This is a genomic window from Mongoliitalea daihaiensis, from assembly GCF_021596945.1.
Classification (GTDB): Bacteria; Bacteroidota; Bacteroidia; order Cytophagales; family Cyclobacteriaceae; genus Mongoliitalea; species Mongoliitalea daihaiensis.
On record NZ_CP063779.1, the window covers coordinates 1,298,176 to 1,319,490 of the forward strand.

The 21,315-nt window shown below is 39.5% G+C and carries 17 protein-coding genes; 8 read left to right on the forward strand and 9 right to left on the reverse strand.

All coding sequences use genetic code 11. From position 1 onward, the window contains the following. Positions 1–71: 71 nt before the first annotated feature. From recO to IPZ59_RS05365, 3 genes are read right to left on the reverse strand one after another with little or no spacing between them, the layout of a single operon-like run. Positions 72–767 carry a DNA repair protein RecO gene (gene recO, locus IPZ59_RS05355; protein ID WP_236138850.1) on the reverse strand — a complete coding sequence of 232 codons (696 nt, stop codon included), beginning with the start codon at positions 765–767 and terminating at the stop codon, positions 72–74. Continuing rightward, on the reverse strand, positions 767–1,351 hold the full coding sequence (locus IPZ59_RS05360) for a thymidine kinase (RefSeq protein WP_236138851.1): 585 nt from the start codon (positions 1,349–1,351) through the stop codon (positions 767–769). The genes recO and IPZ59_RS05360 overlap by 1 nt, the downstream gene beginning before the upstream one ends. A 3-nt stretch (positions 1,352–1,354) precedes the next feature. Then, entirely contained in the window at positions 1,355–1,681 is a 327-nt protein-coding gene (locus tag IPZ59_RS05365; RefSeq protein WP_236138852.1) for a 2Fe-2S iron-sulfur cluster-binding protein, read from the reverse strand. A gap of 42 nt (positions 1,682–1,723) precedes the next feature. Between IPZ59_RS05365 and IPZ59_RS05370 the strand changes: the two genes are divergently transcribed. Both IPZ59_RS05370 and IPZ59_RS05375 read left to right on the forward strand, forming a co-directional pair. Then, a complete protein-coding gene (locus tag IPZ59_RS05370) occupies positions 1,724–2,863 on the forward strand; it encodes a hypothetical protein (protein WP_236138853.1) in 1,140 nt (379 codons plus the stop codon). 104 nt (positions 2,864–2,967) lie between these two features. Beyond that, a complete protein-coding gene (locus tag IPZ59_RS05375; protein ID WP_236138854.1) occupies positions 2,968–5,694 on the forward strand; it encodes a M14 family metallopeptidase in 2,727 nt (908 codons plus the stop codon). Positions 5,695–5,783: 89 nt separating this feature from the next. Here IPZ59_RS05375 and IPZ59_RS05380 read toward each other — a convergent pair whose 3' ends face one another. Then, entirely contained in the window at positions 5,784–6,416 is a 633-nt protein-coding gene (locus IPZ59_RS05380; RefSeq protein ID WP_236138855.1) for a helix-turn-helix domain-containing protein, read from the reverse strand. 144 nt (positions 6,417–6,560) lie between these two features. Here IPZ59_RS05380 and IPZ59_RS05385 point away from each other — a divergent pair, with 144 nt between their 5' ends. From IPZ59_RS05385 to IPZ59_RS05405, 5 genes are all read left to right on the forward strand, one after another. Beyond that, positions 6,561–6,950 carry a YbjN domain-containing protein gene (locus tag IPZ59_RS05385; protein ID WP_236138856.1) on the forward strand — a complete coding sequence of 130 codons (390 nt, stop codon included), beginning with the start codon at positions 6,561–6,563 and terminating at the stop codon, positions 6,948–6,950. 12 nt (positions 6,951–6,962) lie between these two features. Next, entirely contained in the window at positions 6,963–7,685 is a 723-nt protein-coding gene (locus tag IPZ59_RS05390; protein ID WP_236138857.1) for a PspA/IM30 family protein, read from the forward strand. A gap of 68 nt (positions 7,686–7,753) precedes the next feature. Next, positions 7,754–8,386, forward strand: a complete 633-nt coding sequence (locus IPZ59_RS05395) for an OB-fold-containig protein (RefSeq protein ID WP_236138858.1) — start codon at positions 7,754–7,756, stop codon at positions 8,384–8,386. Between the two features lie 16 nt (positions 8,387–8,402). After that, the gene (locus IPZ59_RS05400; protein WP_236138859.1) at positions 8,403–10,430 is read left to right on the forward strand and encodes a flotillin family protein; all 2,028 of its coding nucleotides are present in this window, start codon (positions 8,403–8,405) and stop codon (positions 10,428–10,430) included. Positions 10,431–10,593: 163 nt separating this feature from the next. Further along, positions 10,594–15,447, forward strand: a complete 4,854-nt coding sequence (locus tag IPZ59_RS05405; RefSeq protein ID WP_236138860.1) for a DNA repair ATPase — start codon at positions 10,594–10,596, stop codon at positions 15,445–15,447. A gap of 59 nt (positions 15,448–15,506) precedes the next feature. Here IPZ59_RS05405 and IPZ59_RS05410 read toward each other — a convergent pair whose 3' ends face one another. After that, complete coding sequence (locus IPZ59_RS05410) at positions 15,507–15,884, reverse strand: RDD family protein (RefSeq protein ID WP_236138861.1); 378 nt, start codon at positions 15,882–15,884, stop codon at positions 15,507–15,509. 220 nt (positions 15,885–16,104) lie between these two features. Between IPZ59_RS05410 and IPZ59_RS05415 the strand changes: the two genes are divergently transcribed. Next, positions 16,105–16,842 (forward strand): DUF58 domain-containing protein, encoded by a 738-nt coding sequence (locus IPZ59_RS05415; protein ID WP_236138862.1) that lies wholly within the window; start codon positions 16,105–16,107, stop codon positions 16,840–16,842. 43 nt (positions 16,843–16,885) lie between these two features. Here IPZ59_RS05415 and rodA read toward each other — a convergent pair whose 3' ends face one another. From rodA to mreC, 4 genes are read right to left on the reverse strand one after another with little or no spacing between them, the layout of a single operon-like run. Further along, a complete protein-coding gene (rodA, locus tag IPZ59_RS05420) occupies positions 16,886–18,163 on the reverse strand; it encodes a rod shape-determining protein RodA (RefSeq protein WP_236138863.1) in 1,278 nt (425 codons plus the stop codon). Position 18,164: 1 nt separating this feature from the next. Then, a complete protein-coding gene (gene mrdA / locus IPZ59_RS05425) occupies positions 18,165–19,964 on the reverse strand; it encodes a penicillin-binding protein 2 (RefSeq protein ID WP_236138864.1) in 1,800 nt (599 codons plus the stop codon). Further along, positions 19,964–20,485 carry a rod shape-determining protein MreD gene (locus IPZ59_RS05430; RefSeq protein ID WP_236138865.1) on the reverse strand — a complete coding sequence of 174 codons (522 nt, stop codon included), beginning with the start codon at positions 20,483–20,485 and terminating at the stop codon, positions 19,964–19,966. The genes mrdA and IPZ59_RS05430 overlap by 1 nt, the downstream gene beginning before the upstream one ends. Continuing rightward, complete coding sequence (mreC, locus tag IPZ59_RS05435; RefSeq protein WP_236138866.1) at positions 20,478–21,311, reverse strand: rod shape-determining protein MreC; 834 nt, start codon at positions 21,309–21,311, stop codon at positions 20,478–20,480. Before mreC ends, IPZ59_RS05430 begins: the two co-directional genes overlap by 8 nt. Positions 21,312–21,315 lie beyond the last annotated feature (4 nt).

The window sequence follows — 21,315 nt, forward strand, 5'->3', positions numbered from 1 at the left end:
CCACAATAATAAGCCAAGACTTTTGAAATCGCAAACATTTGACCTAAATCTGAGGCTAAAGTGTAAAAAAACTAGGTTTCTTGCATGATTTGTCGCAATATTTTAATGGATTTCCATTCTTTAGACTCTTCTAAGTGGGCTGAGTAATAGCTCAGACAGAGGTCTAGCAGGTTGCGTCGAGCAATGCTTGGTACGTTCTGATCAAAGGCAAAAGAATGCTGTAACAGTCCATCCAGATAGGTAGCTTCTACTTGAAAATCCCTAGAGGATGCCCATGCTTGATTGAGTTCTTCAAAGAATTCCTCAGCGGACACCGGAGCAAATCCTAGGTACTTGGAAGTTTCCATCAAAAACGTGATTGGGAAATGGGTCAGGTTACAATGCGGACTGTCCAACAGGGTAATAGCCTCTTCGAGGAAATCAAACATAGACTCATTTTGGTATCCATCGTAAAGACAGCGAGACAAAACCTCTGCCATAAACATGGCAATACCGGAGCGCTTAAATTCAAACGGGATTCTTTGAAAGGCTTGCAACAACTTTACTTCGCTGACGCGATTAAGATTACTCGTCTCTTTATGATAGACTACCAAATCGAGTAACATCATAGGTTGATAAAAGCCCATTTTACTTTTGGCAGTGGAGCTTCTCACTCCGTTGATAATGTAGCTTTTCAGGCCAAGTTCCTTGGTGAAAATCTTGACGATGATCGATGTATCCTTGTACCGGATGTAGGATAGAACCAAGCCTGAGGTTTTGACTAACATTAGCTTTTACCTTCATTGAAACATTTTCTACAACGTGCTTCGTAGCTTTCCTTTTCTCCCAACACTACTTTATCTTTCTTTTCAATCAGTCTGTAAGAGTAGGAAGCAAGGTCTCCACATTTCATACAGATGGCGTGTACTTTGGTAACATATTCTGCGATCGCCATCAGATGAGGCATGGGCTCAAAAGGCTTTCCTTCAAAGTCCATATCCAACCCTGCCATAATCACGCGTTTGCCTGCATTGGCAAGTACGGTGGCCACATGGACAATCCGTGCATCGAAAAATTGCACCTCATCAATGCCTACTACGTCACAGTCTCCAGCCAATAGGAGGATATCCTCTGCAAAGTTTACAGGAGTGGACCGAATGGCATTTTCATTGTGTGAGACTACATCCACCTCGTGGTATCTCTTATCGATGGAAGGCTTGAAAATCTCTACTTTTTGCTTGGCGATCAGTGCGCGGTTGAGCCTACGAATCAATTCTTCCGTTTTTCCGGAAAACATAGATCCGCAAATGACCTCAATTTGTCCTTTTTTTTCTTTTGAGTGGAATTTACCTAAGGAAGGCTCAATAAACATAGCTTATTCAGAATATGATACGTGTGGAAACTTATTTTCATCGGCCACCCGAATCACCAAAGTTCCTTGTTTGATTTTAGCTTGGCAAGTTAAGCGTTCGTTGGCTTTTAATCGTCCTTTGGATTTGAAAAATTCTTCCCGGTCGGTGAGTTCCTCTAAGTTTTCCATTCCTTCGATTACAATCATTTTACAAGTGGTGCATCTTCCCTTTTTTCCACAGGCATGCATCCAATCAATGTAGTTTTCATGAATTAATTCGATAACTTTACGGTTAGATTCTGTAGAAATGATTGAATGATTATCGATATTTTGTATGATAATTTTCATCATAAAGATTGTATGGTCTCGTTAAATAAATTGTCTTCAAATAGTATGCACGTGAAAATAAACCAAAAATATATTGAAAGTTATGTGAAAGATTTTGCAGCAAAGGTAAGTAAGCAACACTTTCATGAGAATAAATACATTACTGGTCCTCAAATTGTTCAATTAACACCTGCTGAGCAGGTAAATTTTTTTGTGATTAAAGCCCTTTTTGAAGCCTGGCAGGTGGAATTGGAAAAGTTAAAATCCAACCCTTATTTTGATTACCGAGATAAAGCGGTGCATGATGCATTGAAGCAATTTATGAATGTATTGTCACGCACCATCAAAATAGATCGGGAAAACTTTGAACCTTTACTGATCTCCGCATTGACAGACGCCATTTCCTTAGCAGTGGATCCTTTGACATTTTTTATGGAAGAAATTGAAAAAACACCGGAGCGGCAGTTGAATACATATTTCAAAGAAAATAAGCGCTATTATAAGTGGCATCGGTCATTGATGGAGAACTTGATTGATCGAGCGGCATTGGGTGCATCCCATGTAGCCTATGTAGCTGCTTTGCAAGCGAATTACGAACAACAAGCTAGTGAGCTGCGGTCCGGTCAGGAGCTTTTGGAATCACTGTCTGCTGTCTTGGCCATTGATTTTGGTGCACTCCTAGAGGAACAGTCTCTATCCCCAAACACTGAAAGTGCTCAAGAAGAGCCTTTTCCATCCGATGTTTCGGTCGAGGAAGTGAAAAGGTCTGCTTTGTTTACTCCTATTTTTGAGTCTAAGCAAGAAGATGTCTCTGATACACGTGTAGTGGTAGAGGTAAAAGAGGTGGCAGCAGCAACACCAAGTGCAGCGGCAGTAACGATTGAAAATAAAGAGGGCCAATTGGACCCGCATGCTATTTGGGCTCGTTTTGAATCAGAAGAGTATAGTGTTATGAAGATCAGTATTCAGGAATTGAGCGAAAGTATAGGAATCAATCAACGCTTCATGTTTACCAAAGAACTTTTTGAGGGCAATTCGGATCTGTTGAGATATGCATTGAAATCAATCGATCAATGTCAAAACTTTACGGAAGCAATCAACATGCTGAATTTACGCTACGTAGATGAACTGAAGTGGAATTTACAATCGGAGGCCTTGGATGAATTTTTGCAGTTGATTTTCAGGAAATTTGAGCATAGGGGTTAAAAACCCCTTTTTTTGTGGCAATAAATAAACCGCTTCTGTAATTCTCCCCGATTTTTTGATAAATTTTGAGTAGCATCGAGTGTTAATTCTTACCCAATCAACTTATGAACAAAATCAAATACGCTGCCACGATAGCTTTGTGCTTAGTGGTTTTGATGTCATTTGCACAGACAATACCCACACCCCAGTCCCACTTCGGTTTTGGGATGGGAGATAATTACATGTTGAGTAATTATACCCAGACAGAGGCCTATTTCAAAAAGCTAGCAGATGCGAGCGATAAAGCTAAACTGGTCTCCATTGGGAAAACAGAGGAAGGCAGAGAGCAATACATGATGATTGTCACTTCCCCTGAAAATCACAGCCGATTGGATCAATTACGGGAAATTTCCGTGAAGATGGCCCGAGCAGAAGGGATTTCTGATGAACAGGCTAAGGCCTTTGCCAAAGAAGGCAAAGCAGTGGTCTGGATTGATGGAGGCCTTCACTCCACGGAAACTGTAGGTATCCACCAGTTGACGGAAACCTTGTATCAGGTGCTTACAAGGGAGGATGATGAAACCAAGCGTATCCTGGAAAACGTGGTTATCCTATTTGTTCATGCCAATCCAGATGGTCATGAAAAAATCGGGGATTGGTACATGCGGGAGTCGGAACCAGAAAAGCGTAGCCTTTCCGGACTTCCTGTTCTGTATCAAAAATATATAGGGCATGATAATAACCGGGATTTCTATATCCAAAATATGCAAGAGTCTACCAATATGGGACATCAGCTGTTTGTGGAATGGATTCCTCAGGTGATGTACAATCATCATCAGCGAGGACCAGCAGGTTCTGTTTTGGCGGGCCCCCCATACCGAGACCCTTTCAACCATGTGTTTGACCCCATGATGGTAACAGGAATTGATGCAGTGGGTGCTGCCATGTACAACCGCTTGAATGCGGAAAACAAACCAGGATTTACCCGTATGAATGGCTCTGTTTTTTCTACCTGGTACAATGGAGGCTTGCGCACAACGACTCATTTCCACAATATTATCGGTATCTTGACTGAGATTATCGGTGGACCTAATCCAGAAGAAATACCTTTGGTTCCGGATCGATTATTACCGAATAGCAATACACCATTTCCAGTCACACCTCAGAAAACGTGGTATTTCCAGCAATCGATCGATTATTCAGTTTCCATGAACTTTGCTGTATTAGATTATGCAGCACGAAATAGCGACCACTTGCTGTACAATATGTATAGCATGGGTAAAGGCTCAATAGCAAGGGGTTCTTCTGATTATTGGACACCTTATCCACGTAAGATTGATGCTATCAAAGAGGCCTACGAAAAAAACAAGGATAAATACCAGCTTTCTTCCAATCCTTTTGCCAGAAGAGGAGGTGCGATTCCTTCAGAATTCTATGAGGAAGTTTATCAAGCCCCTGATCAACGGGATCCTAGAGGATTTATCATTCCAGCTAATCAGGAAGACATGGCCACGGTCGTTAAATTTATCAACGCGTTGGTAAAAACAGGTATACGAATCGAGCGAACGACAGCAGCCTTTACCTTAGAGGGTACATCTTATCCCATAGGTTCTTTTGTTGTAAAAACTGATCAGGCATTTAGACCACATGTGCTAGACATGTTTGAGCCACAAGATTATCCCAATGATTTTCAGTATCCAGGAGGTCCTCCGATCCGTCCGTACGATGCAGCAGGCTGGACTTTGGCGTATCAAATGGGTATTCAGTTTGACAGAGTGTTGGATGCTTTTGATGGACCATTTGAAACCTTGCCTTACGGGGAACTAGTCGCAGCACCTTCAAAGTCTTTGGCTTCTTCAAGTAATGGATACTTGATCAGCGCTGCGCAAAATGATGCCTTTCCAGTGGTCAATCAATTGCTTAAGCAAGGCGTAAAAGTCTCTCGTATACAGAATGACGAAGGAGCAATTCCTGCTGGATCATTTTACATTCCATCTAGTGCGGAACGTAGATTGACTCCTTTGGTCCAACAATACGGCATTACGGTTGCTCCAGCACGCAGACAGCCAACCCAAGCGACGACAATTCAACCTACACGCATTGCATTATTTGACCAGTATGGAGGTTCCATGCCTAGTGGATGGGTTCGATGGATGTTGGAGCAGTATAATTTTGATTTTCAATTGATATTCCCGAAAGAAATTGATGCAGGAGATCTGAATAAAAAGTATGATGTAATTCTTTTTATATCAGGAGGGATTCCCCCTGCTGGGAGTAGAGGTGGAGGTTTCGGTATGGATGTAGCATCGATTCCTGCGGAGTATCAGCACATGATTGGGAGCATTTCCGTTGATAAATCAATTCCACAATTGAAGAAGTTTATGGAGCAAGGTGGGAAGGTGCTGACTGTTGGCTCGGCAACTGCATTGGCCTATCATTTAGATTTACCTGTAAGAAACGCTCTGGCTGAAATTCAACCGGATGGTTCCGAACGGATGCTTCCAAGTGGAAAATATTTTGTACCAGGTTCGGTTTTGGTAACTAGAGTCGACACTTCTCTGCCGCTCAATTGGGGATTGAAAACACATGCGGATGTTTTGTTTAATAACAGCCCTGTATTCAAACTGAAGCCAGAGGCTAAGCTGCAAGGGTTCCAAATTTTATCCTGGTTTGACACTAAGACCCCCCTAAAGTCAGGTTGGGCTTGGGGACAGTCTTACTTGGAAGATGGCATTACAGCTTTTTCTGCTCCTGTTGGGAAAGGTAGTTTAGTGGCTTATGGTCCTGAGATTACTTACAGAGCCCAGTCTCATGGGACCTTTAAGATGTTGTTTAATAATTTGTATAAATAATAGGAATAGTTAAAAAAAATAATTTGAATCCGCAGAAAACGCCAGCTTTCTGCGGATTTTTTTGTGGCAGGCTAGCTTTGCAATTATTATTAGCTTTTTTGCAAATCTTCTAAATTTTTAATTCTTTTTTCCAGATTGGTTATTCGGTCTTCCAAAGGAGAATATTCTTTAAACGGGGAGTATATACCAATCACTTCGTAAATCCCCGCGTTTTCTGAGAGTGAAATAGTTTGATTATTTAAAATAATTTGTCCCTCTAATACTTTTGTTAATTTACCTATTTGAAATCCCTCTTTTGATATAGTCAAATAAACTTTTCCTAAAACCGGTACATTTGGGATACCACATACAATTTCATCTTGTTGGATATAAGCGTTTGGTGGGAGCTCATTTCCTGAAATAAATACAGTGTTATTAGGGAATATACTTGGAAAATCCTTTGTTTCTGTGAATTGTCTAGTAGCAGATGGAAGTGACTGAGTTAGGGAAGGTAAAGTGAAGCCACTGAGTTGGTTAACAGTGATATTGCTGGTAAGAAGTGCATCAATTGTAAGGTTGAATACTTCTGCTGTTTTCATGATTGTTTCGATTTTGGGCTCCGCCCTTCCTTCTTCATAGGAACTAATGACGCCCCTGCTTACATCAAGCATATCTGCAAGTTGTGCTTGTGTAAGTCCACGTACATTCCTTATTTTTTTTATGTTTTTACCAAATTTTGACATAGGTGCAATTTAAATTAGATAAAAGTCAAATAATATTAGCAAAAAATAGCTAATAGTATTTGCAAACTTAGAAATTTTATTTAATATTGTGGAACAGTCAGTTTAAAAAATTCATTTTTAAAATAAACCTTAAAACAACAGATGATGGACAAGTATTTTAAAATTGTAAAAGATTATATTCTTGAACTTGGTTCTGTAATTCAATATGAGAGCGAATTAGATAATTTGCTTGTCATAGAAAATGAAGATTTTGGTGTCAAGAACATGGTGATTGGTGTTGCGACACCGATCATAATTATTGAGCAATATCTCTTTAACGTCAAAGATGAAGGGGAAATATTCAAGCAGCTTTTAATTAAAAACAGAGATATTGTGCATGGTGCTTTTGTATTGGATGAAACTGGCGAGAAGGTCATATTCAGAAATACATTGCAGGCGGAGACTTTGGACTTAAAGGAATTGGAAAGTACCATCAATTCATTAGGCTTATTGCTCTCAGAATATTCAAATGAAATACTATCATTCTCTAAATAAATCCTTATCGTTATGAACGTTTTAAAAAGATTATTCAAAATTGGACAAGCAGAAACTCATTCGGCTATAGACAAATTAGAGGACCCAATCAAAATGATCGAACAGGGTCTGAGAGATATGCGAGAAGATCAGGATCGTGCATTGAAAGCTTTAGCTGAAGTAAAGGCCATGCATATTAAGCGGATGAGAGAGTTAAAAGATTCCATCAGTCAAGAAGAGGATTTACAGAATAAATCTGTTTTACTTTTGAAAAAAGCCCATTCTGGAGAAATGGATACAATTGAAGCAGAGGGCTTTGTCAAAGAAAACCTAAGGAGAAAATCAAAATTGAGTCAGGATATTAAGATTCAAACAGAGGATGTCAACAATTTGGAAAAGCAGGTGGCGACCTTAGAGCAAAATGTTAACCGGATCAAAGCGGGGATTAAGCAATGGGAAAATGAGCTCGCTACCTTGAAAGCGAGAATTAAAGTGAGCAGTGCTACGCAAAAGATAAATAAGCAGATGACCAATATGGACAGTACTAGTGTGGTATCTATGCTTGAGCGCATGAAAGACCGAGTGGTTCAGGATGAGGCATTGGCACAGGCTTACGGAGAAATGGCAGAAAGTTCTATAAGCCATGATGAGAAAGTCAAAAAAGCATTGGAAGATATATCTGTGGAAGATGAATTAGCGCGGATGAAAAAGAATTTAGGACTTTCAGGAACAGATGTCTCTGATGATAAAGTTTGATAATTTAATTCCGCTGAAATACCTTTTTGCAATAGTTTCACGATAGATTTATCTCTTAGATCCCCATTATGGAAAGACTACTGGAAATCTCTTTTGCTCCGGCCAATTTTATTCTGACTGTACTGAGTCTCTTGGTGCTGCTCTACTGGCTAATTGTCATATTCACAGGATTTGATATTGACGTCGCTGATATGGATGCAGATACCGATGTTAGTAATCCAGAGGTAGGCAACGCTGGAAGTCAAGGATTTTGGAATGCCTTTTTGGAATTCTTTTATATTGGTGAGTTGCCAGTTATGTTTATCATATCCATTGTGGTGTTTTCCATGTGGTTAATCAATGTGAATGTCACTGCAATTTTTGGGATTGCAGATAGTCTACTGGGATTGCTGATCTATATACCTGGCTTGATAGTCAGTATGCTTATAACAAAAGTAGTGGCTAGGCCATTTATAAAAATTTATGCTCAGTTCAATCATAAAGGAGAAAAGGCTATAGATTTTATAGGAAAAACCGGTAAAGTGATAGCCCCCATTGGAAAAGATAAAATCGGCCAAATCGAAATTCAACTAGAAGGAGATGTGATAAAGGTTTATGCCAAATCAATAGATGATGAATTGATTAAGTTCAATGAGACAGTAATCATTTTGGAAGAATCACTAGACAAAAAATACTATTTAGCTCAAAAATTTCAACTCTAAAAAAACCAATAAACTTATGATGGAATCTTTTTATGTCGTAGCGGGCATGAGTATAGTCGTGCTACTAGGGCTCTTTGTGTGGCTCATTTCAATGTACAAAAAAGTAAGTCAAGGTCGGGTACTCGTACGTACCGGTCAGGGCGGTGTAAAGATCTTCTTTAATGCGGGATTAGTAGTTCCAATCCTTCACAAAGAAGAAGTCATGGATATCTCTGTTAAGAAATTGGAAATTTCAAGAATGTCGAAAGATGGTTTGATTTGTAAGGATAATATGCGTGCAGATATTAAAGTAGCATTTTTCGTGAGGGTAAACAAGTCTGTACAAGATATTATCAACGTTGCTCAGACCATTGGCTGTGCCCGTGCTTCTGATCATGAAACCTTGGAAAGCTTGTTTGAAGCGAAATTCTCTGAGGCCTTAAAAACAGTCGGAAAGAAGTTTGAATTCATTGAGTTGTATGAGGCACGTAGGGAGTTTAGAGATGAAATCATTGATATTATTGGTACCGATCTTAACGGATATGTTTTGGATGACTGTGCCATAGATTATCTGGAACAGACCAAAATGGATAATCTCGATAGAGATAATATTCTTGATGCTGAGGGTATCAAAAAAATTACGGAGCTGACCGCCGCCCAAAATATTAAAGCTAACCAAATCCGCAGGGATGAAGAAAAAATCATCAAAAAACAAGATGTAGAAGCACGGGAGGCGATTTTGGAGCTTGAAAAGCAACTCAAGGAAAAGGAAGAGTCCCAAAGAAGAGAGATAGAAACAATCAAAGCACGTGAACAGGCTGAAATCGATAAAGTAACGTCCCAAGAAAGACTCAAATCAGAGGAAGTTCGTATCCGAACGGAGGAACAATTGGAAATCCAGGAGGAAAACAAACTAAGGCAAGTCATCATTGCTGCCAAGAATAAGGAACGGGCTGAGGCTGTGGAAACCGAACGGGTGAAAAAAGATAGAGATATTGAAGCCACCGAGCGTGAGCGAATCGTGGCATTGGCTCAGATTGAAAAGGAAAAAGCAGTAGAGATTGAGAAGAAAAATATCCAAGATGCGATCAGAGAAAGAGTAGCCATGGAAAAAACCGTGGTAGAGGAACAGGAGAAAATCAAGGATGTCGAAGCATTTAAGGGAGCTAATCGGCAAAAAGAGGTTGCTTTGATCATTGCCGCCAAAGAAGCTGAAATCAATTTGATTGAAGAAGTGAAAGCTGCTGAATCCAAGGAGAAGTCCGCTAAACACGAAGCTGCAAAAATCATTATTGAAGCCAACGCTCGCAAAGATGCTGCTGATAAGGAAGCTGAAGCCAGAAAAATTATTGCTGAGGCCAAAGCCAAAGAGGAAGCTACCATCGGTATGTCAGAGGCACAGGTGATGCATGCAAAAGCAGATGCACTTGAGCGTCAAGGAATGGTAGATGCGGTCATCATTGAAAAAGTAGCAGAAGCCAAAAGAAAAGAAGGATTGGCTGAGGCAGAAGTCATTCAGGAAAAAGCTATTGCTGAGGCCAAAGGTATTCAGGAGAAAGCAGGCGCTATGAAGCAATTGAATGATGCTGGCAAGGAGCATGAGGAGTTCAGATTGAAGCTTCAAAAGGAGAAAGAAGTGGAATTGGCACAGATCAGTATACAGAAAGACATCGCTGATGCACAGGCAAAAGTGCTTGCCGAGGCCTTTAAAACAGCTAAAATTGATATCGTTGGCGGAGATAATACATTCTTCAATAATTTGATTAAGCAAATTTCTACCGCCCGAGGAATAGATAAGTTGGTGGAAAATTCTCAAACTATCTCCCAAGTGAAAGATTCATTAATGGGGGTTTCCGAAACAGGAGACACTCCTAATGACCTAATTGAAAAAATCAGGGGTATAGCAAATAAATACGGGGTTACTACTGAAGATCTGAAAAACATATCCATCGCAGCACTGATTACACAAATACAATTGAAAGCAAGCGAAGAAGACAAAGGATTCTTAGCCAATATGTTATCGATTGCCAAAACTATGGGCGTCGAAAACAGGAGAATATTGTAAGGGTCAATCGGCCTTGCAAACCGTGTATCCTTGAGGTTCTGACATCCAATTTCAGAGCCTCTATGGTATACCTTGGTATTGATGAGTTCTTCAATTCCCATTTCTGTAAACAGGTTCTTAACCTCATTTTTAAACCAATGCATTCTCAAGGATCCTCTGATATATGGAAACTAACATAGAAAAAGGTACATACGACATCATTCAGGCGAGGCTTCAGCAACAGCGGTCTTCCTTGGTTGAAAACCTTCAGAAGCTCAATCAGGAAAGACAGCAGATTTTTGGAGCAGTCGAATTCAAATTACTTTCCAATGTCCGCATCAATACCCAGCATAATTGCATCGCTAGGGATATCGTGTCCATTGGAGATGCTTGTCTTTTTGGCTATAATGTCCGCTTAGGTCTGAAAACCGTCTTGGAAGTCGGAGATGTATTCAGTGTGTATCGCTTTTCAGACCACGAATTTCATCCCATGTCATTGGAGTTGATTCAGGATAAAAGCTTTGCTGATGAACTGCAAAACCTTTATAAGTTTTATAGACATACGCAATTTTCAAGATTTTTTGTGCAAGGGAGTTTCCTCTATATGGTGTTTCAACTATCAGACAGTCCCACTGATATCAAGGCCTTTAAATGGTTGATTGAGGAAAATAAGCTTCAATTTGTGGATTCACGCAGTGCAGCTGAGGTCAAATTCCCTTTACAGTATGAATTTGAATGGATCAGAGCAACTAGGGATATGCAAAGAACCGGTAAGAATCCACATATCTCGATAGTTGATAAGGTCTTTGTGGAAACTACCAAAGGTAATCTGACCATCAAAGTTGAAGATAATACAGATGATGGATTAGGCATTTATTCTGAAGATGTCTTGCATTCAGATCAATCTTTGGATGATGGAGAAATACACTTTTGTGATTTAGGAAATTTAGTCTTGTTAAAAATCAAACCTTATCTGGAAAGCGAACGATACTTTATTTTTAATCATCGAGTAAAGAATGTTGTGAGAGTTGATACCTTAAAGGATGCTGGTATTCTGCTGCCTGATGATCAAGGAATCCTCCTTTCCAACGGCTATTACTTACAGACAGGAGAAAATAAAATTTTTGACAGAAAAATTGAAGGGGTGAAATTTCTGAGGAAAATTCAATCTCCCAATGGAGAGGATTATCTCTTCATTTTTTATGAGGAAAAGAACCACGATTTTGTAATCCTTTCTTACAATGTCATTGAGCAAACTGTAAAAACACCGATTTTTTGTAATGGGTATACATTGTTTACTGAAGGTGAACTTTGCTATTTCAATACTGAAAAAGAGCCTGGTAAACATCACAATATTCAAGTTTGGCAAACGCCATACACCAAAGAAATTCTACCGAATGAAGCATTCAAAAATCATGAATTATACAAAATAGGTAATCGCTCTATTGTAAAAGCGATGGCAGAAGTTCAAGAGCTGATAGTACTTCTTGCCAAAGAAGATAGTTACAACGGGTTATACCTGGACATTGAAAAAAGGAGTCAAAGCATTTTAGATGGGTATTTTTGGTTGAGGAGCTCCCAACTTCAAGCGCTTAGCCAAGCTTTACAGGAAACTAAAGAAATTGCACTTGCTGCTATCGGTGAGTTTGAAAAGGTATTGCAGATCAAACAGCATACACTTTCAACTTACACAAATGTAAAAGAGAAAGTTGATAAAGTACTTTTTGAAACGAGGAGTTCCAACTTTGAAAGCTTAGATCAATATGTTTCTCTTCTTTCTCAGATGAGAGGCATTCGTGGTGAAATCATTGGTCTTAAAAACCTTCGCTACATAGATTTGGAACAAGTGGAGCTGCTTGAAGTTGGCGTAGCTAAAAGAGCGGAAGAACTTTCACAGGCTTGCGTGCAGTTTTTGCTGCAGGATAATGCTTTAGACTATTACAAAGTAAAAATGGACTTTCTGACGAATGATGTCAGCAAATTAGAGAAGGTCATTGATGCAAAATCTTTGGAAAAGTCCTTTGACCAATTGTCCAAGGAATTGGAATTATTGATTGAGATCGTTAATAATCTGAATGTGGAAGATACAGCGCATGCTACTCAAATTATTGAGAGTATTTCACTGATTTTCGCCCAATTGAACCAGCAACGAGTAGCGCTCAATAACCGACGGAAACAGATCGGAGAGCGAGAAGCAAGGGCTGATTTTCAAGCTCAGATGACCTTGTTTGAGCAGTCAATTGTCAATTTTCTGGAATTGGCCAATGACACGGCCAAATGCGATGAATACTTGTCCAAACTTTCAATTCAACTGGAGGAACTGGAGGGAAGATTTGTCGACTTCGATGATTTTATTGATAAAATTAGTGAGAAAAGAGAGTCTGTATATGCTGCATTTGAATCAAAAAAAGGCAACTTAACAGAAGCCAGAAACAAACGGACAAATTCTTTATTTGCATCAGCTACGAGAATTTTGAACAGTATTAAATCCAGAGCAGCAACTTTTGGAACAGAGGTGGAAATCAACGGATATTTCGCTTCGGATCTTATGATCGATAAAGTAAGGGATGTTGCATCCCAATTACAATCCTTGGGAGATTCAGCCAAATCGGAAGATTTGCTTAATCAATTGCAAGTATTGCAGCAGGAAGCTATTCGGGCTCTAAAGGATAAAAATGAACTATTTGAGGATGGCAATCAAGTCATCAAATTGGGAGAATATCGATTTGCTGTCAATCAGCAAAAGTTAGATCTTACCATGCTTGTAAAAAATAATACATATCATTTTCATCTGACAGGTACTTCTTATTATGAGGCTGTACATGCTCCTGAAATGGAAGAGTTAAAGGATGTTTGGGATCAGGAACTGCCTTCAGAAAATAGAACGGTGCACCGTACAGAATACCTGGCATGGCAGGTTTTTCAGAGCTTGGATAAAAATAAAGTATGGATTGATTCTGATTTAGCTAATCAAATTGCACAATATACGGCCACACATTATGGAGAAGGTTATGTGAAAGGAGTTCATGACCAAGATGCACTGTTGATTCTTCAGGCATTGCTGGAAAAAGAGCGAGACCTGGGACTTTTAAGATTTGAATCAACCACACGGGCTCTAGCCCAACTTTTTTGGTATTTCCTTCCAGAAGACCAAAAAGTGTTTTTTAAAAAACAGTTTATCTTCATTAACCTAATCAAGCAGGCCTTTGCCCATACAAAAGAAATTGAGCATCTCCTGCATACCTTAAGTACTGAAATCTCACAATTTAAAAATACCTATCAATTATTTTCAGATGTAAACTCTTATCAGGCATCCATTTACCTTTCGGAACAGCAAGCCAATGACAGTTTCATTATGGAAGCTCAAGCCAATGAATTGTTGATTGCATTCAAAAAATCACTGAAGGAAAAAAACCTTGATATAAGCTTTGCTGAAGCACAACAGGAATTGAAGGCCTTTCCTGCGGCAATTTGGCACCTTTCTAACCATTGGATCAAAACATATATTTCCACACTTCAAGTAGAATTTCCTAGGTCTATTGTGGAGGAGGCTACTGCTTTTATTATTACAGGTGCTTATCATGGTCAGGATATTCATCATGTTTCTGGAAAAGTTAGGCTTGAGGGCTTGAAGACAGCTATCGGGTCTCAAGAAACAGATTCAGTTGTTTACGACTTTGATTATCATGATTTCCATAGACGCTTACGGTATTTTTCTGACCAAGTTCGTCCCAGATTTCAGCAGTTACAAGAGTTGAAGCATCACTTGATTTTGGAAAAGAAAAAAGCACTCCGTTTGCATGAGTTCCAAACACAGGTATTAACGAGTTTCGTTCGAAATAAATTAATCAACCAAGTATATTTTCCATTGATTGGACAAAATTTCTCCAAACAATTAGGGGTTTCTGGGCAAGATAAACGTACCGATCGCTCTGGAATGCTGTTATTGATTTCTCCTCCTGGGTATGGAAAGACTACCTTGATGGAATATGTCGCTGATCGTTTAGGTTTGATTTTTATGAAAATCAATGGTCCATCCATAGGTCATGAAATAACATCTGTGGATCCTGCCGAGGCCAAAAATGCTGCAACTAGGCAAGAATTACAAAAACTCAATTTGGCTTTTGAGATGAGAGATAATGTGATGCTTTATTTGGATGACATTCAGCATTGCAATCCAGAGTTCTTACAGAAATTCATTTCCTTAGCAGATGGGCAACGAAAGATTGAGGGAGTTTATAACGGGGTTTCCAAAACCTATGATTTCAGAGGGAAGCGCTTCTGTATTGTAATGGCAGGTAATCCTTATACTGAAAGTGGAGAAAAATTCCAGATTCCAGATATGTTATCCAACCGAGCGGATATCTACAATTTAGGTGATACGGCATCCAATAGAGTAGATTTGTTCAAGTTAAGTTTGATTGAAAATGGCCTTACATCCAATATGTACCTAAAGTCTATCACCCAGTATGGCTTGGAAAATTTATACAAACTAGTGGAATTCATTGAAAATGGAGAGCAGCAATTGCCAGATTTGGAGGGGAATATTACGAGTATGGAAATTCAGGATTGTATCCAAGTATTGCAAAAGACCATGAAGATAAGGGATGTTGTCTTAAAAGTAAATGCTGCTTACATAGCATCAGCTGCCATGGCTGATGATTACCGGGAAGAACCACCATTTAAGTTACAAGGTTCTTATCGTGATATGAATAAATTGATGGGACAAATTGTGCCTATTTTGAATGAAAAAGAGGTCACACAACTACTGCTTGATCATTATCAAAACGAGTCCCAAACCTTGACATCAGATGCTGAGTCCAATTTGTTGAAGTTAGCAGAAATGATGAACATGCTAGATCCAATCAAAAAAGAGCGTTGGGATGCCATCAAAGCCACATTTGTAAGAAACAATAGAGTCAGAGGATTTGGTGACAATGACCGAATGTCTCAAATTATTGGTCAGATGAATTTATTTGTGGAAGGTCTAGAAGGAATCAAACAAGTCTTGGATTATCGAAATTCGAAGAAGCAGTAAATTTAGCTTTGAAGGGCATAATTGTATGCAAAATCTAAATGAAGATTGCAAAGGAATAACTACCCCCTCTGCCCATAATAATTGTAATCCTTGATGATATGCTCAATAAAAGCTAAGTTTTTTTCCTCAGGGTTTAGCTGCAGCAGGGAGGCAGTTTTCTCGGCTAATTGTTTGATGAGCAAGAAATCCCCTGATTTTAGGGCTTCACTTTTGATCTGCTTGATTTGTTGATCGCTGAGGTTCATTACCTGTGGGTATTTGGGAACATAGTCTTCGGGAATTTCTTGTAATAAAGTTTCATGCAGGCCAATCCTGAATTTTTCTGATACTACAGTCGTCCCTGCGGCTACATCACCTACCCGCTGTCCCTTTCCGGTAATCAAAATAGTGATAATGGCCACCCCACCACTGGTCAATGAAATATCTACAAAGCGCATCAGCTGACTCCCTTGGAGAGAGGGGAGTATTATTTTGGGGATTTACATGTATTTGTTCAAAGTAAGCTTGGTTTAGCCAAGCGAAGGTTGAGTTTCCAGCGGGGGCAATTGGTCAAGGTGTATCCTTCCTTTATTCAAATGCAGCAGTATGATTTTTTGGCAACCAATACTCGAAGGATGGCACAAGAGCTAAAAAAAAATCAGGAGAATTGGCCACACCTTGGAGTTTGAGCAAATTAAGGAGTATACGGTGGGGGACGATGTGCGATCGATTAATTGGAAAGCCACTGCCAAAGCTGCTGATTTGATGGTCAATCAATTTCAAGATGAAAAGTCCCAGCACATCTATTCCATTTTGGACATGGGTAGGGTCATGCAGATGCCATTTGAAGGTTTGAGTCTCTTGGATTATGCAATCAATAGTTGTCTAGCATTTTCCAATATTGCCATCAAAAAGGGAGATAAAGCTGGAGTAGTCACTTTTTCTCATGTTATCCATAAATCGCCAGCAGCGAGTAATCGGAAAACCCATTTGTTGGGTATTTTGGAAATGCTCTATGGTCTAAAGACGGATTATTTGGATACGGATTTTGGGCTATTGTATACTTGGTTGAAGCGAAAAGTTAATCAGAGAAGTATGGTCATGCTTTTTACCAATTTCGAATATCATTCGGCATTGGAGCGTCAATTACCTTATTTACAGGCTATTGCCAAGCAACACTTACTAGTCGTTGTAATGTTTGAGAACACGCTGCTTGAATCTGTCGCTGAAAGCCAATCGGAGCGTCTTTCGGATGTGTTCAACCAAACCATTGCGGGGAAATTTATTTATGATAAAAGATGGATGGCCAAGGAGCTCAACCGTCATGGAATCCAAACTATCCTTACCAAACCGAAGAAATTGAGCATTCATACCATCAACAAATACTTGGAGTTAAAGGCTAGGGGCTTGATTTAGTGCTTGGATAGACACATAAATAGCCCGAATTTATCTCATTATATCAATTCATCCTTCCCAACAACTGAATTCTGTGAGAGTCTAGTTTGATGAAAATAAACAGTAAAATCGTAAAGGACCACAGAGAAGACCCTCCATAGCTAAAGAATGGCAAAGGAATTCCAACTACGGGGAATAAACCAATCGTCATTGAGATATTGATCATCACATGAAAAAGCAAGATGGAAACCACACAATATCCATAGATTCTGGAGAATCTATTTTTCTGGCGTTCGGCTAGGTATATTAATCGAATAAGTAAAGTACAGAAAAGAATGATGACCACTGTACTTCCAACCCATCCAAACTCCTCGCCCAAGGTGCAAAAGATAAAGTCAGTATGCTGTTCGGGCACGAAGTCAAACTTGGTTTGGGTTCCCTCCAGGTAGCCTTTGCCCCAAAATCCACCAGAACCGATGGCAATTTTCGATTGAGTAACATTCCAACCAACTCCCAAAGGGTCCAAATCGGGGTTGAATAGGACCATGATTCGGTTTTGCTGATGTTCTGGCAATTTGGAGACCACATAGTCTAAGCTGTATATGTAAACTACCGCGAGTACGCCGATACCAAGCAGTGTTAAAATTCTTCCAAGCCTTTTTTTACCCATCAAGATCAGAAGCCCAATTACAGCGAAAACTCCAATTACCAAATACAAATTATTTTCTATCCCTAAAGCCAGCAAAGAAACCGCAACAAGGGCCAATCCTAAAGCATAATAATATTGAGGCATGCCCTCTCTATAAAGCATGATAAAAAATGCAAAATACACCATGGCAGTTCCCGTATCGGGCTGAAGCATGATCAAAATCACAGGTATCATGATGATGATTACTGCCTGAAATTGGTGTTTGATCTGAGAGAGATCAAAACTTGGCCTTTCCATGTACTTAGCAAGAGCCAAAGCTGTAGTAAATTTTGCAAACTCAGAGGGTTGGATCCTAAAAGAGCCAACACCAATGGAAAGAATTTGCCCATTGACTTCTTTTCCAATAAATGGAGTAATGATCAATAAAACCAAAAATACAATGTATAGAATCCATGCAAGGTTATCAAAGACTCTGTAATCTGCCACCATGATCAGAAGAATAATGATAAATGCGGCTCCAATACGAATAAGCTGTTGTCCAGAATTGATAGATAAGTCAAAAATACTCTTAGGAAATTGCTCATCATAGACCGCTGCATAGATATTGAACCAGCCAAAAATAACAAGGCACACGTATATGCCAACTGTTAGCCAATCGATCTTATTTAAATATAATTCATCCTTATTTCTCACCTTACATAAATTTTCCAATCAGCACATATTCTTCCAATGCTTCTCGGGTAATATAGCCGCGGATGTATTTTTCAATCATCAAACTTGCTGTACTTGCAGCTGCACGACCACCCCAACCAGCATTTTCTACATATACTGCAATCGCTATTTTCGGATCTTCTTTGGGGGCAAATGCCACGAAAACAGAGTGATCCTCTCCTTGTGGATTTTGGGCAGTTCCTGTTTTACCAGCTACTGCAATATCTTTGATGGCGGCTCTGGCTGCTGTCCCATAGATAGCCTCTGCCATCGCATCTTGGACCATATCAAAATGATGGGCGTCCACGCCCACATCGATTTTTGTGCGGTACTTGATGTCGATTTTTTTCGGATCTCCATCGATCGCTTTGATCAAGTGAGGAGTGTAATAGTATCCCTTATTTGCAAAAACCGCCGCTAAGTTTGCCATCTGAAGTGGTGTGACAAGCATTTCTCCCTGACCTATGGAAAGGGAATAAATGGTAGAGTACTTCCAACGGTTGGGTCCATACACTCGGTCGTATAGTTTACTGGAAGGAATATCTCCACCTTTTTCATTGTATAAATCAATACCCAGTGGACCACCAAGACCAAATTTCAATACTTTTTCTCTCCATTCATTCAAGCCAATTTCTGTGTCCTTAAAGGTGTTTTTAGAAACTTCCCGGTTGATCATCATGCGGTAGGCTTGATGATAATATGGATTACAGGAATATTTGATAGCCCCAAATAGATTGACTGGGTTGGGATGATTATGACATGCCACTAAGGATCTGTTACAGGAAAGCGTAGTATTTGGAGTCAATACTCCCATTTGTAAACCTATCAGTGATTGTACAACTTTGAAGATGGATCCCGGAGGATACATAGCCATGATGGGTCTGTTAAACAACGGCTTACTTTCATCCCGGTTGAGCAACATATAATTTGCACCAAATTTGGCACCTGTCAAGACATTGGGATCATAAGTAGGAGCTGATATCATAGCAAGGATTTCTCCTGTCTTTGGCTCAATAGCCACCACCGAGCCTCTTTTGCCGGCCATGAGTAGTTCTCCATATTCTTGAAGAGCAAGATCAATTGTCGAGGTAATGTTATTGCCTGCTACTGAAGCCGTGTCATATTCTCCAGACTTGAAAGGACCCTTATCCACCCCGCGGACGTTAACCATTTTATATTTGACACCTTTGACACCTCGAAGGGTTTTTTCATAAAACCCTTCAATTCCACTGAGGCCCACATAATCACCTTGTCTGTAATAGCGCACGGTGTCACGCTCAAGCTGTGTGGCAGAGATTTCACCTATGTACCCCAAAGCGTTGGCAGCAGATGGCTGAGGGTAGGATCTCACCGATCGAGTCATTACAAATAGGCCCGGATAATCAATCAAGTAATCCTGAATTCGTGCAAAATCCGTCGTTGAAATCTGCTTGACAAGGGGAGAGGGCTTGACAGAGGAGTATTTTCTTGCTGCAGTATAGTTTTCGATCAGTTGCTCTTTGCTGATTTGAAAAATCTCACAGAAGCGTGTAGTATCTTTTACATTAAATTCCCGAGGAATTACCATCAGATCAAAAATGGGATTATTATATACCATAATTTTCCCTGTTCGATCATACACCAACCCCCTGTACGGATGGTCTACCACTCGTTGAATAGCATTCCGTTCAGCTCTTTTCAAAAAGCTGTCATCCATGACTTGTATTGAAAACAGTCTTATTACGATTATCAACCCCACCAATACGACGACGATGCTGAGGATGATAGGTCTCTGATCATTCATTAAACACCCCTTCTTCTCCTGTAGAATAACAGTTGAACAATTATACTGATTATAAATACAAAAATAGCACTAGAAGCTGTTTTTTGAATAACTGGGATAAACAAATCTGTGCCCCAGCTTTCAATTGAAAAGAAAATGAAATGATGAATAAAAAACAGGGGTAGACTATATGTTAAAAACCAGCCAAAACCCATGTTTAAGAAGGTAGGTTGTAAGTCTTCATCATAACCTCCAGTAGGTGTAAGTAATTTGATCCACTGCTCTCGTATAAATCCGATTACCAACAAGCTTGCTGTGTGAATACCCATGGTATCGTAAAAAATGTCCACGCTGATACCCAATACAAAGGAAATGAGTAACATGGTGACAATCTTCATTTCTAAGGGCAATAAAAGCAGGTAAAGAACATATAAAAAACAAAAAATCATTCCAAAGATGACCATGTTTTTTAAAAGTAGTACCTGTACTATTAAGTAGATAAAGAAACCCAAGATTAGGTAAAAAATTTTTTGACTATTCATCTAGGATATCGCTTGATTTATACAACTCTTCCAATTCTTCTTCTCGATTGTTTTCTACTAGATACACATAGGATACCCTAGTAAAATCAGTAGAAAGTTCGAGGGTGATATCCAAATAATTAGTCTCTTTGCCAGGACTTACATCGATGACTTTCCCAATAGAAATGCCCTCTGGGAAAACGGCATTATATCCTGAAGTAACAATTTCATCACCAACAGCAATGTTGACATGTCTCGGTACATAAAGCATTTTGGCACGCTTAGGGTCTTTGGCGTCCCATTTGGTCGAACCAAATACTTCGGAAGACTTTACTTTGGATGAAACCAACAACTCTGTGTGTAGCAATGAAATAACTGAAGCAAAATTTTTGGTTACCGCCCTCACTCTTCCTACGACGCCTTCTTCATTAAACACCCCCATGCCTTCTTTGATTCCATGGTTTGATCCACGGTTAATAGTGAGGTAGTTTTGACTGTGATGAATTGAATTGTTAATGATTTTGGCACCTTTAAATTGGAAGCTAGCACTGAGTACGCTATCTAATTCGATGTATACAGAATCAGCAGGTTTTTTAAACTTTTCTAATTCTGCGAGCAAATTTGCATTCTTGTCTACGAGGGCTTTGTTAACCGAAGCCAATGAGAAGTAATCCAACACATTTGCCTGCGTATTCAGTATATTTCCTGTAATTTGATTGGCACTGTTGAACACAGCGGAGCCTTGCTGAGAGTTATTGGAAACAATCAGAAAAACAGCAATAGCCTCCAATGCTATAAATAGCAAGAAGGCTCGGATTCGATATAGAAATAAGAATATCCGCTGCATTCTT

Bases quoted from the DNA above. Each gene is read 5' to 3' on its own strand.
- recO (WP_236138850.1), bottom strand. From the start codon at position 767: ATGTTAGTCAAAACCTCAGGCTTGGTTCTATCCTACATCCGGTACAAG.
- IPZ59_RS05360 (WP_236138851.1), bottom strand. From the start codon at position 1,351: ATGTTTATTGAGCCTTCCTTAGGTAAATTCCACTCAAAAGAAAAAAAA.
- IPZ59_RS05365 (WP_236138852.1), bottom strand. From the start codon at position 1,681: ATGATGAAAATTATCATACAAAATATCGATAATCATTCAATCATTTCT.
- IPZ59_RS05370 (WP_236138853.1), top strand. From the start codon at position 1,724: ATGCACGTGAAAATAAACCAAAAATATATTGAAAGTTATGTGAAAGAT.
- IPZ59_RS05375 (WP_236138854.1), top strand. From the start codon at position 2,968: ATGAACAAAATCAAATACGCTGCCACGATAGCTTTGTGCTTAGTGGTT.
- IPZ59_RS05380 (WP_236138855.1), bottom strand. From the start codon at position 6,416: ATGTCAAAATTTGGTAAAAACATAAAAAAAATAAGGAATGTACGTGGA.
- IPZ59_RS05385 (WP_236138856.1), top strand. From the start codon at position 6,561: ATGGACAAGTATTTTAAAATTGTAAAAGATTATATTCTTGAACTTGGT.
- IPZ59_RS05390 (WP_236138857.1), top strand. From the start codon at position 6,963: ATGAACGTTTTAAAAAGATTATTCAAAATTGGACAAGCAGAAACTCAT.
- IPZ59_RS05395 (WP_236138858.1), top strand. From the start codon at position 7,754: ATGGAAAGACTACTGGAAATCTCTTTTGCTCCGGCCAATTTTATTCTG.
- IPZ59_RS05400 (WP_236138859.1), top strand. From the start codon at position 8,403: ATGATGGAATCTTTTTATGTCGTAGCGGGCATGAGTATAGTCGTGCTA.
- IPZ59_RS05405 (WP_236138860.1), top strand. From the start codon at position 10,594: ATGGAAACTAACATAGAAAAAGGTACATACGACATCATTCAGGCGAGG.
- IPZ59_RS05410 (WP_236138861.1), bottom strand. From the start codon at position 15,884: ATGCGCTTTGTAGATATTTCATTGACCAGTGGTGGGGTGGCCATTATC.
- mrdA (WP_236138864.1), bottom strand. From the start codon at position 19,964: ATGAATGATCAGAGACCTATCATCCTCAGCATCGTCGTCGTATTGGTG.
- IPZ59_RS05430 (WP_236138865.1), bottom strand. From the start codon at position 20,485: ATGAATAGTCAAAAAATTTTTTACCTAATCTTGGGTTTCTTTATCTAC.
- mreC (WP_236138866.1), bottom strand. From the start codon at position 21,311: ATGCAGCGGATATTCTTATTTCTATATCGAATCCGAGCCTTCTTGCTA.